The organism is Rufibacter roseus (assembly GCF_001647285.1).
Lineage (GTDB): Bacteria > Bacteroidota > Bacteroidia > Cytophagales > Hymenobacteraceae > Nibribacter > Nibribacter roseus.
Map to the genome: position 1 here is coordinate 80,877 of NZ_LRML01000017.1, position 11,701 is coordinate 92,577.

Consider the following 11,701-nt stretch of genomic DNA (forward strand, 5'->3'; position numbering starts at 1 on the left):
GAGAAAACTTGTTTTCAGCCTCTTTTTCTAAAAACAGACCTAAAACGTAAACCCTATGTTCTTCAATATATTTCTGTTCGAGCTGAAGTACCGCCTCAAGCGGCCAGCTACCTATATTTATTTCGCGCTCTTCTTCCTGATGACCGTGCTGGTGGTGTTTGGCGTGGCCGGCGTTTTCGGCAACCCGATTATCATGGGCGGGGGCAGCAGCACCTCGCTCAAGTCAAATTCGCCTTACCAGATCAGCATGATTATCACCATCCTCAGCTGGTTTGGTATTCTGGTCACCTCGGCCATTATGGGTAATTCTGTGTACCGCGATTTTGAGCACAAGACCCACGCGCTGTTCTTTACCTCGCCTATCTCTAAGTGGGGCTACTTGGGCGGAAGGTTCTGGGGCTCGTTTGTCATTGCGCTGCTGGTCTTCTCCGGCATGGCGTTTGGCTACGTCTTTGCATCGGCGGTAGCGCCGCTGTTCCCGTCGGTTCCCGCCGATAAATTCGGGCCGTTCAACCTCATGTTTTACGTGATGCCGTACCTGCTGGTGGTCATCCCGAACCTGCTGTTCAACGGAGCCATCTTCTTCACTTTGGGCACCCTGACCCGCAATATGCTGGCCGTGTACATTGGTAGCGTTCTGATTTTGGTGCTGTACGGCGTGGCCGGCGCTTTCACCGAAGAACTGGACAACGAGATGCTCGTGAGCCTGCTAGACCCCATGGGAGCCTCGGCGGTTTACTTTACTACCCGCTACTGGACGGCCGCTGAGCAAAACGCACTGTTCCTGCCTTTCAGTGATTTTCTGGTGTACAACCGTCTGCTCTGGATGGGCGTTGGGCTGGTCTTGCTGTCTTTCTGCTTCTGGCGCTTTGGCTTCTCGTTCTTCGGGGCAGAGCGCAAAGTGCGCAGAATCAAGAAAGATAATGCCTTAGGTGTGACGGTGCCGCAAAAACTGGCTTTGCCGAAAGTGGGGCAGGAGTTTTCTTTTGCCAAAAGTTTCGGGCAGTACTGGAAACTGACGAAGCTGGAGTTCAAGGGCATTGTGCGCAGCGTGTACTTCATTGCCATTCTGGCGGCTGGCGTTCTCTTTCTGCTGTCGGCGGGTTCACAGGTGGGCAAAATGTATGACACCAACACCTTTCCGGTTACCTCTGAAGTGCTGAATATTTTGAGCGGCACGTTTGCCTTGTTCATCCTCATCATCATCACGTTTTATTCCGGAGAGCTGGTGTGGCGCGAGCGCGACGCCCGCATGAACCAACTCTATGATGCCCTGCCTATTCCTAACTGGGTGCCGTTCTCATCTAAGCTTACCGCTCTGATGGGTATTCAGGTAATCTTAATGGCCGTGATTCTGGTCTGCGGTGTTCTGCTTCAGGCCCTGAAAGGCTATTTCAACTTCGAGATTTCGCTGTACCTCAAAGACCTGGGCATGCAGCTGATTGGCTTCTGGCTCATGTGCGTGCTGGCCATGCTGGTGCAGGTGCTGGTGAACAACAAGTACTTAGGGCATTTTATCATGGTGCTGTACTACCTGGCCAATATTTTTAAAGGACAGTTGGGTTTTGAGCATCTGCTGTACTCGTACAACTCCAGCCCCGGACGGCCTTATTCAGACATGAACGGGTTTGGGCATTTTATTGGGCCGTTTTTACTGTACAAAGTGTACTGGGGGGCGTTTGCCGTTCTGCTGGCGCTGGCGTCTAACCTGCTGTGGGTGCGGGGCACTGAGGCTAACATAAAAGGTAGGTTTAAGTTGGCCGCCTTGCAGGTGAAGCGTTCTTCTTTATTTGTGTTGGGTGCTTCCTCTGCCGTGTTTTTAGTTTCCGGCGGATTTATCTTTTACAACACCAACATTTTGCACGAATACCAAGATTCTGACGATTTAGAGAAATTATCAGCTAAATATGAGAAGACCTACAAGAAGTACGAAGACCTGCCGCAGCCCCGCATTGTAGACGTGTACCTGGAGACAGATTTGTACCCCAAAGAGCGCGAGTTCCGCTTTAAAGGATACTATTGGCTTAAAAACAAAACCAACGTAGCCATTGACTCGGTGCACCTGCTGCTGGATGACAACGCCGTTATCAATAAACTGGAGTTCGCCAGACCGGCCAAAACCGTGTTGTATGACAAAGAAATGGGCTACCACATCTTTCAACTGGCCCAACCTCTTTCGCCCGGTGATTCTGTTAAACTAAACCTGGACTTGCTGTACCAGACCAAAGGCTACAAGCGCCGCAGTTACAACACCGGCATTGTGTACAACGGCACGTTCATCAATAGCCAGCTGCTGCCACACATTGGGTACCAAGATGGCTTTGAACTGAGCGACGACGACAGCCGCCGCAAAAACGGTTTGCCACCCAAAGAGCGCATGGCCAAAGTAGATGACCTGAAGGCCCGTCACAACACCTACCTCGGCAACGACGCCGACTGGATTACCTTTGAAACCGTGGTAAGCACTGTGCCGGACCAGATTGCCTTGGCTCCGGGTTACCTGCAAAAAGAATGGACTAAAGACGGCCGCCGCTACTTCCATTACAAAATGGATTCTAAAATCCTGAATTTTTACGCCTTCTTATCCGCGGATTATGAGGTGAAGAAAGACAAATGGATTGGAACAGACGGTAAGCCAGTCGCTATTGAGGTTTACTATCAGAAAGGCCATGAGTACAACCTGGACCGCATGATCAAAGGCGTGAAGAAGTCGCTGGATTACTACACCGCCAACTTCAGTCCGTACCAGCACCGGCAGGTGCGCATTCTTGAATTCCCGGGCTATGCCACGTTTGCTCAGTCGTTCCCCAATACCATTCCATTCTCTGAGAGCATAGGGTTTATTGCCGATGTGGATGACAAAGACCCGGAAGATGTGGATTATCCGTTTTACGTGACCGCCCATGAGGTAGCGCACCAGTGGTGGGCACACCAGGTAATTGGCGGCGATGTGCAAGGCTCCACGCTGATGTCTGAAACCATGAGCCAGTACGCCGCCTTGATGGTGATGAAAAAAGAATACGGTCCGGAGCGGATGCGTAAATTCCTGAAGCACGAGATGGACCAGTACCTGATTGGCCGCGCCGGCGAACGTAAAAAAGAGCTGCCACTATACCTAGTAGAGAATCAGCAGTACATTCATTACCGCAAAGGCTCGGTGGTCATGTATGCCTTAGCCGATTACATTGGCGAAGACAAGCTAAATGCGGCTTTGAAAGAGTACGTGCAGCAAGTAGCGTTCCAGCAGGCGCCGTTCACCAACTCTATTGAGTTCATGACCTACATCCGGAAAGCAACGCCAGACTCTCTGCAGTACCTGGTGGACGATATGTTTGAAAGCATTACGCTCTATGAGAACAAAGCCACTGAGGCCACTGCCGCCAAGCAAAAAGACGGTTCGTATAAAGTAACCTTTACGGTAGACGCCAAGAAGTTCAAAGCAGACAGCCTAGGCAACGAAACCTTAGCGAAACTACATGACTATGTTGACGTGGCCGTGATGACCCGCAAGAAGATAGACGGCCACTGGCAAGACGTGCCACTGTACATGCAGAAGCAGAAGATTAAAGCTGGCCTGAACAAGCTGGAAGTCACCGTGAAAGAGAAGCCGCAGAAAGCAGGGGTTGACCCTTTTAACAAACTCATAGACCGCAATCCAGATGATAACATGAAGGATGTGGAAGTGAAGTCATAACTTACCTACTATTTTAAAATCAGAAAGCCCAGCTCGTAGAGCTGGGCTTTCTGATTTTAATCGATTGTCTGTTGTCTTAGATATCATCTTAAGGTGCTGCTACCATAGCTTACAAGTTGCGAGGGTGAAGGACAAACAAAAATATTGCTGTTGCTTGAAGGAATGGTACAGTAAGGCAAAGAACTTGGAACAATAAAAGAGGAGTAGGCAGAGTGAAACTGTTTCTGCAACAAATAGTAGGGAAGGCCTTACAGCAGGGCTCGTTGTTCAGAACTTTGTTTAGATCTAATTGTATGATTGGGGCAGCGCGTAAGCGTTAAATATATCCTTCTGCGCTTCTCCTTGATTTCCTGTGAAGTTTTAGAGTAATAAATTCAAACATATCATAAAATAGAATACTGCTGTTAATGCTACAGTAGTATTGTTCAATAATTCATCTGTATTTTTATAAAACTGCTTGCTTTATAACAAGTTATAGTCGTACCTTTGTCTCATTCTTGTAAATAATTGCACTGTTTGCAGTAGCTTATTAGCATTACAAGAACTCCCTTCCCCCAAGGTTTTGCTTAAAATATTCGTTTTTTATATCTGCATCATGCAAAAGGTGAAGGTTTTTTTTGCTGTAGTTTTCTTTTTAGCGGTTTCTTTTGTTTCTGTAGCTGGTGGTGGCGGAGGTGAAGTGGTGAAGTCAATGGCTGCTGCTAAAATGCGTGTAAAGGAAATTACTGCCGTTATCAAACAAAATCCAAGAAATGCCCAGGCCTACGCTGACCGAGCTGCCGCGAAAGTGGAGATGGGGAATGTGTTTGGAGCTATCAAAGATTACAATACAGCTCTTACATTGGCTCCGGAAAATGAAGCCTTTTTGCAGGGACGAGGAAATGCTTTTGTGTTGGTTGAGGCTTACAAAGAAGCCTTAGATGATTTCAACACAGCTCTTCTGAACAACACTTCTGTTGACTTGATTTATGGCCGTGCTGTTGCTAAATTTCACCTAGGTGATTTAGAGGGTACACTTTCTGATTTAGATCAGGTAGTTGCCGCTGCGCCAAAACACTCTCAGGCACTTTACAACAGAGCCGTAGTGAAATTGGAATTAAACAAAGCTGAATCTGCCATTGAAGACCTTACTGCTTTCTTAGTGCAGAACCCTAACCATGAAATAGCACTACTTACGTTAGCGTTGGCTAAAAAAGAGGTAGGTGGAGTAGCTCACCGCTAAGCCATTAAATACCCAAAACAAAAAGGGCGAGAGAAATCTCGCCCTTTTTGTTTTGGGTCTGTTTTTTATAAAGTAGGCTTAAAACAGATGTGCTAGTATGGCATCTGGCACAGGTGGCAAATTCTATCCACGGCTGCTTAAGAGCTTGCTCAAGACGTCCCACACTATCACGCCTACCGTTACAGATACATTTAGTGAGTGCTTCGTGCCGAACTGCGGTATCTCCAGCACACCATCGGCGGCTTTCATCACTTCGTCTTCCACCCCAAAAACCTCATTGCCAAATACAAAGGCATATTTGCCATCTGGTGCAGGGCTAAAGTCGGTGAGGGTGGTACTGCCTTCGGCTTGCTCAATTGCCCAAACAGAATACCCTTGCTCTTTTAGACCCAGCACTGCCTCCAGCGTGGAGGGAGCATGAGACCACTCCACTGATTCTGTAGCACCAAGGGCGGTTTTATGGATCTCTTTGTTAGGTGGCGTACCGGTAATACCGCAGAGATAAATCTTTTCCACGGCAAAGGCATCGGCGGTTCTGAAGGCCGAACCTACGTTGTGCAGACTCCGCACATTGTCCAGCACCAACACCAACGGATTTTTTTGCTTATTTTTGAAGTCTTCCAACGAGTCGCGTTGGAGTTCGTCCATGCTTAACTTGCGCATATCAAAAGAAATTATCGGCCAAGGCCGAAGAAAGTGCAAAGGTAACACATTGCCGGGACAGACACGTTTTTAGCCTCTTTTCTGAAAAAGAAGCCGAAAACAGCCGCCAGAAATAAACTTGAATGCTAAACGTGCCAGCTGTAGCGCTTAATCAATAAGAGAGCAGCAGGATTGACACATTAGCACATTAAAATACTAGCACATTTACCATTTTGGCTAAATCCGCAGAATTCAGCGCCACGCCGCTGATGAAACAATACAACGCAATAAAGGCAAAGCACCCGGGGGCTCTCCTGCTCTTCAGGGTGGGTGATTTTTACGAGACCTTCGGCGAAGACGCCATCAAGGCAAGTAAAATTCTAGGCATTATGCTGACCAAGCGGGGCAACGGCTCGGCCTCAGAGACTGCGTTGGCCGGTTTTCCGCATCACTCCCTAGACACGTACCTGCCCAAGTTGGTGCGGGCGGGGGAGCGGGTAGCCATTTGTGACCAATTGGAAGACCCTAAAACCGTGAAAGGCATAGTGAAGCGGGGCGTGACTGAGCTGGTAACGCCGGGCGTATCTTTCAATGACCAGGTGCTGGAGCAGAAACGAAACAATTACCTGGCCTCGCTGCACTTCGGCAAAAATGAAATAGGTATTGCGTTGCTGGATGCCTCTACCGGTGAATTCCTGCTGGCCCAGGGCGATGCCGTGTATATGGGGAAGCTGCTGCAGAATTTCAGTCCCGCAGAGGTGTTGTTCTGCAAAGGCAAAAAAGATTTGTTTTTTCAGAGCTTTGGGCAAGACTTCTGCCATTACGCGCTTGATGAATGGGTATACAGCTATGATTTCGCGGTGGAGTCACTGACCAAGCAGTTCAACACCAAAAATCTGAAAGGTTTTGGCGTGGAGGGGCTCACGGAGGGTATTACCGCCGCCGGGGCTATCCTGCACTACATGGCCGAAACCCAGCACCACGACTTGCGACATATCACGGCCTTGGGTCGGTTGGAAGAAGATAAGTATGTGTGGCTGGATCGTTTTACGGTGCGTAACCTGGAGCTGGTGTTTCCGCAGCACCCTGAGGGTGTGCCGCTCATTGACGTGCTGGACCACACCATTACGCCCATGGGAGCCCGGATGCTGCGCAAGTGGCTTGTTCTCCCTTTAAAAGATGCCGCACAAATCCGCCGGAGATTAGACACCGTGGAGGCGTTGCAGGCGCGGCCGGAGCTGCTGCAGGATATTCAGCACTACCTCAAGCAGATCAATGACCTGGAGCGCCTGATTTCCAAAGTGGCGGTGCGTCGGGTGAACCCCAGAGAATTGCTTCAGCTGGCCCGTTCTTTAGAGGCTACTGTTCCTATCAAAGAGTTACTGACGGTGAGCGGCGTACCGGCTCTGCAAAAACTAGCCGATCAATTGCTGCCCTGCGACAGCGTGCGCGACGAGATTCAAGCAATTCTGAAACCTGACGCCCCTATGCTGACACACCAAGGTAACATGGTGAACGACGGTATTGACCCAGAACTGGACGAGCTGCGGGCCATTGCGTTCTCGGGTAAAGATTACCTCTTGCAGATTCAGCAGCGCGAAGTGCAGAACACGGGCATCACCAGCCTGAAAATCGCCTATAATAAAGTGTTCGGCTATTACCTGGAGGTGACACACGCGCACAAAGACAAAGTGCCCAGCTCCTGGATACGCAAGCAGACGCTGGTAAACGCCGAGCGCTATATCACCGAGGAGCTGAAGACATACGAAGAGAAGATTCTGCACGCCGAAGACCGCCTTTTTGTAATTGAACAGCGCATTTTCAATGAGTTGGTCATCAGCGCGGCTGAGTTCGTGCCCCAAATTCAGCAAAATGCCAAAGCCCTTGCCGTGCTGGACTGTCTGGCCAACTTCGCGCAGCTCGCCCAGCAGAACGGCTACGTAAAGCCTGAGGTGAATGAAGGCACTGCCTTGAACATCAAACAAGGCCGCCATCCGGTTATAGAAAAGCAGTTGCCGCTGGGCGAGCGCTATGTGCCCAACGATATTCTGCTGGACAACGAAGAGCAGCAAATCATCATTATCACGGGCCCTAACATGGCTGGTAAAAGTGCGTTGCTCCGCCAGACCGCCCTCATAGTACTCATGGCCCAAATCGGGAGCTTTGTGCCTGCCGAGGCTGCTGAGATAGGTGTAATTGACAAAATCTTCACCCGCGTGGGCGCCTCAGACAATTTGAGCCGGGGCGAAAGTACATTTATGGTGGAAATGACCGAAACGGCCAGCATTCTGAACAACCTCTCGGACCGTAGCTTAGTGCTCATGGACGAAATTGGCCGCGGTACCAGTACCTATGACGGAATCTCCATTGCCTGGGCTATTGTGGAGCACCTGCACAACGCTCCGAAAGGCAGAGCCAAGACTTTGTTTGCCACGCACTATCATGAGCTAAACCAGCTCACCGAAGATTTCCCACGCGTGCGCAACTTCAACGTGAGCGTGAAAGAAAGTAACGGCAAGATTCTGTTCATGCGCAAGCTGGTAGAAGGCGGCAGTGCCCATAGCTTCGGAATTCAGGTGGCCCAAATGGCGGGTATGCCTAATAGCGTAGTCATTCGGGCCAGTGAGATTATGCACCATCTAGAGCAGGAGAAAATCAGTCACCCGAATCAAGACCCGCAGGAAACGCTAAAGACGCTGCCCAAACAGCCGTACCAGCTCAGCATGTTTGAGCTGAACGACCCGCAGTTGGTGCGCATCAAAGAAATGTTCGAGAAGCTGGACATTAATACTATTACTCCGGTAGAGGCATTACTGAAGTTGAATGAGTTAAAAATGCTGGTAGATAAAAAATAGTCTTAAGTTCTGAGTTGCGAGTCTTGACTCGGGGAAAGGTAATAAGAACTGTTTTGAGCCTGTATTTCCAAAAGAAGGTCAAAAGCATAACCAATACTATACCCTGCGGAAAGCGCTAATTCTAGTAGATTTCCCCTTTGAAGGGGGGAAGGGGGGCGTTTACATTTGCCGGTCATGGCGTTCCCGCAAAGTTTATAGGAGAATGTGCTTCTGTTCTTGTGGAGGTGCTCTCCAACCGTTTTCGGCTTGTTTTTAGAAAAGTAGCCTTGAAAGGCAGGAGGGCGAGAAATTAATGAAAAATTTTCTCGCTGATTTTCAGATGGATTTAGCAGAAGTAAAGATTTTTTTGTGACAGACTCTTGACAAAAGAGAAAATGTGCTTACCTTTGTATCACTAATTCAAACAGCGAGTTAGAAACAACGCGAAAGTAGCTCAGTTGGTAGAGCGCGACCTTGCCAAGGTCGAGGTCGCGGGTTCGAACCCCGTCTTTCGCTCGAAGAAAAAAGACGTTGCTTCGGTAACGTCTTTTCTTTATCTGCCTATTTCATCTCTACTTGAGATGAGGTCGCCGGGATGGTGGAACTGGTAGACACGCAAGACTTAAAATCTTGTGACCATTAGGTCGTGCGGGTTCGATTCCCGCTCCTGGTACAAAAGAAGCCTGAATCAGAAGTGGTTCAGGCTTCTTTTGTTTAAAGTAATAAAGAACTAGCCAACATGTCACTTAATACCTGGAATCCTTCTGAAACGGCAGATTAGCCATCTTCTCCAACTCCATGCTGTGGAAATCAAACTCCGCCACCACTTTGCTATACAAAAGGTATACACCGTTTCCCTTGTACGGCTTGGAATGGAGTCTGGGTGGGTAGAGAACGGTATAAAAGAAATCGCTGGTGGCGTCCAGGAAAGTGCCGAACCGCATGACCTACCTAAGAACGGTGCGCACGTATTTGGTGTTGACCAAAACTCCTGTCATACATCTTTTTTTTCCCCACAAATGCCAGCAGTTCTTTGACCGGTATGTCGCCCCGCTCTGCCGTTTGCAATGTGCCAAAGTACGAGTAGGTGATCGTGGACGCCAACAGCTCCATTTCGTCATAGGCATTTTCTATGGCGGTATGAGTAAGGGCAGGTAAGGTGAAGTTTTTTAGAAGGAACTGAAACAATGACAGGCCTTCGGCGAGGGAAGCATTGTGCCACAGAATCATGTGCGCCTCCCAGAGCCAGATATTTTCTCCCTTGCCGGGTTCACCGACAATAGGTAAACCCATTTCTCTCATGATGGTTTGGCGCAGTTTACTCGTCCATTGCTAGGTGCCGTGGAGCCTGTCCATACCTGTCACGTACAATTAATTCTAGTTAATGGAGTCATTCTCATATACCTGAGCTTTCGTGGCAATAATCTCTGTTACTAATTATTTGTAATCGGGAACCTTAGGTGATCAGATAGCAACTATAAAAATCACTAGAAATGGTGATTGTGGGTGAGAGAGTGATGCTATACATTTGTAAAGAGCTTTGATCATTTATACAGGTATTGCTGTCAATTCATAATTGTCATAAAAGTAATAGATCTAAATTTTACTGTAGTTGCACCATTTGCATTAGATTTAGGTAAATCCAACATTTAAAGAAGTTAGAGAATTGAGTTGTACTCCGTTCACTGCGGAATATGGAATGTGCTTCAAAGCCACACATGTGCTTTTTTAAGCTTTTTGCTCTAATCATTACTGTATCTGCATCTTTACAAGGTGTTACAATTTAATAATTCAAATATTATTATGAATAAATTTTACTCTTTGATTTTTGCTTCTCTTTTTGGAGTATTATTTGGCTTGACTGAGCTTAGTGCTCAAGTTCCTACTGTTATTTGGTCTCAATATGGCAGCATAAATAGCTTTTTTGGGCAGTCTATTGAAATAGACAGTAAGGGTAACTCTTATGTTTTCGGAAATTTTGAGGGGGAAGCCAAGCTAGGCACTGCTATTTTAAATAGCAGTGGAGGCAGTGATCTATTTCTTGCAAAGTATACTGCGTCTGGAGATTTGCTCTGGACGACTAAGGCTGGGGGGGTAGGGGAAGAAAAGGTGAACCTACACGGTGTTGACATAGATAACAATGGTAATGCATATGTTACAGGGGAATTTTGGGGAACCGCTACATTTGGGAATTTTATCCTGAATAGCAATGGTGATACTGATATATTTATAGCAAAATACAATTCTGAGGGCGTTTTGCAATGGGTCAAGAATGCTGGTGGATCTGGAAGTGACAAAGGGTTTGACATTGCAGTTGATGATTTAGGGAATGCTTACATCAATGGTTATTTCAGGGGAGATGCCGTTTTTGGGGATTTAACTTTGTCGCAAACCCTTCCTAATTATTCTTGGGATTATGATTCCTTTTTGGCTAAATTAGATACGTCAGGAAATTTCCTTTGGGTGCAGAAAGCTGGTGCTGTGAAGGTTGATCCGGTCCAGTGTAGTATTTTCGTAGATGGAGAAGGTAACGCCTTTATTACCGGTGCGTTTTATGAAACAGCCTATTTTGGTTCTTCTAGTACTGTAACTTTAAATCGTGGGGGTATCTACATTGCTAAATACAATGCAGAGGGCAATCTTCAATGGAATACTGTGGTTCCCAGTCCTGGGGATGCTCAATCTTCTAATATTACAGTAGATAAAGCAGGAAACATTTTTATCACTGGGAATTATGAAGAGAGTATTACTTTCGGAGATACTACTTTTACTACTATTGGAAGTGGAGATATTTTCATAGCTAAATATAATGCTCAAGGAGCAGTGCAATGGGCTCGTCGTGCCGGAGCTCAACAATATGATACATCAATAGGGTTGGCAATTGATGCGGATGGCAATGCCTATATTACGGGACTATTCAGTGGGCCTGGTTCTTTTGGAAATATTAATTTTACAAATGAGGCAGGTGATGGTTTTATTGCGAGTTACAACTCCTTTGGGGCTTTACTTTGGGTGAATAAAATAGCTGGCACAGGGTTTAGCGGTATATCTGGTATTGCGGTGGATAATTCAAAAAGCTTATATTTAACAGGCTTGTTTGAAGGTGAAATTACGGTTGGTGATACCTCATTTTCTGCTTCGGGTGGGGGAATGTTTGTTGCAAAAATGTCTGTCAATGAACTACGCACCGACCACTCGATCACGACGGGCGCCTTGGCCATTTCTTCCATAAGGCCGGGCATCCAGTTCGAGGTCCCCTACGAGAAGACGGGGACCTACGAGCGGTACGTGAACGAGTTCCGGGTGGAG

Annotated in this window: 7 protein-coding genes and 2 tRNA genes; 6 read left to right on the top strand and 3 right to left on the bottom strand. The window is 47.5% G+C overall.

The features are described 5' to 3' along the window. Positions 1-55 precede the first annotated feature (55 nt). Both A8O23_RS18845 and A8O23_RS18850 read left to right on the top strand, forming a co-directional pair. Complete coding sequence (locus tag A8O23_RS18845) at positions 56-3,694, top strand: ABC transporter permease/M1 family aminopeptidase (RefSeq protein ID WP_066624875.1); 3,639 nt, start codon at positions 56-58, stop codon at positions 3,692-3,694. 595 nt (positions 3,695-4,289) lie between these two features. Further along, on the top strand, positions 4,290-4,916 hold the full coding sequence (locus A8O23_RS18850; RefSeq protein ID WP_066624876.1) for a tetratricopeptide repeat protein: 627 nt from the start codon (positions 4,290-4,292) through the stop codon (positions 4,914-4,916). A 123-nt stretch (positions 4,917-5,039) separates the two neighbouring features. On the opposite strand, the gene A8O23_RS18855 is transcribed toward A8O23_RS18850, so the two are convergent. Further along, entirely contained in the window at positions 5,040-5,564 is a 525-nt protein-coding gene (locus tag A8O23_RS18855; RefSeq protein WP_239693452.1) for an RNA methyltransferase, read from the bottom strand. A gap of 263 nt (positions 5,565-5,827) precedes the next feature. On the opposite strand from A8O23_RS18855, the gene mutS reads away from it, so the two are divergent. The 3 genes from mutS (at position 5,828) to A8O23_RS18870 (ending at position 9,065) form a co-directional block, all read left to right on the top strand. Continuing rightward, entirely contained in the window at positions 5,828-8,413 is a 2,586-nt protein-coding gene (gene mutS, locus A8O23_RS18860; protein ID WP_066624914.1) for a DNA mismatch repair protein MutS, read from the top strand. Positions 8,414-8,835: 422 nt separating this feature from the next. After that, positions 8,836-8,908, top strand: a tRNA-Gly gene (locus A8O23_RS18865). A 73-nt stretch (positions 8,909-8,981) separates the two neighbouring features. Next, positions 8,982-9,065 (top strand) — tRNA-Leu (locus A8O23_RS18870). A gap of 73 nt (positions 9,066-9,138) precedes the next feature. On the opposite strand, the gene A8O23_RS18875 is transcribed toward A8O23_RS18870, so the two are convergent. Together A8O23_RS18875 and A8O23_RS18880 are read right to left on the bottom strand one after the other, a co-directional pair. Continuing rightward, positions 9,139-9,336 (bottom strand): hypothetical protein, encoded by a 198-nt coding sequence (locus A8O23_RS18875; protein WP_066624880.1) that lies wholly within the window; start codon positions 9,334-9,336, stop codon positions 9,139-9,141. 7 nt (positions 9,337-9,343) lie between these two features. Continuing rightward, complete coding sequence (locus tag A8O23_RS18880; RefSeq protein WP_066624882.1) at positions 9,344-9,694, bottom strand: hypothetical protein; 351 nt, start codon at positions 9,692-9,694, stop codon at positions 9,344-9,346. A gap of 471 nt (positions 9,695-10,165) precedes the next feature. Here A8O23_RS18880 and A8O23_RS18885 point away from each other — a divergent pair. Next, positions 10,166-11,701 (top strand): SBBP repeat-containing protein (locus A8O23_RS18885; RefSeq protein WP_192849056.1); only part of this gene is annotated, 1,536 nt, incomplete at its 3' end.

Coding starts and splice junctions, on each gene's coding strand:
- A8O23_RS18875 (WP_066624880.1), bottom strand. CDS start 9,336: ATGCGGTTCGGCACTTTCCTGGACGCCACCAGCGATTTCTTTTATACC.
- A8O23_RS18850 (WP_066624876.1), top strand. CDS start 4,290: ATGCAAAAGGTGAAGGTTTTTTTTGCTGTAGTTTTCTTTTTAGCGGTT.
- A8O23_RS18880 (WP_066624882.1), bottom strand. CDS start 9,694: ATGAGAGAAATGGGTTTACCTATTGTCGGTGAACCCGGCAAGGGAGAA.
- A8O23_RS18855 (WP_239693452.1), bottom strand. CDS start 5,564: ATGGACGAACTCCAACGCGACTCGTTGGAAGACTTCAAAAATAAGCAA.
- A8O23_RS18845 (WP_066624875.1), top strand. CDS start 56: ATGTTCTTCAATATATTTCTGTTCGAGCTGAAGTACCGCCTCAAGCGG.
- mutS (WP_066624914.1), top strand. CDS start 5,828: ATGAAACAATACAACGCAATAAAGGCAAAGCACCCGGGGGCTCTCCTG.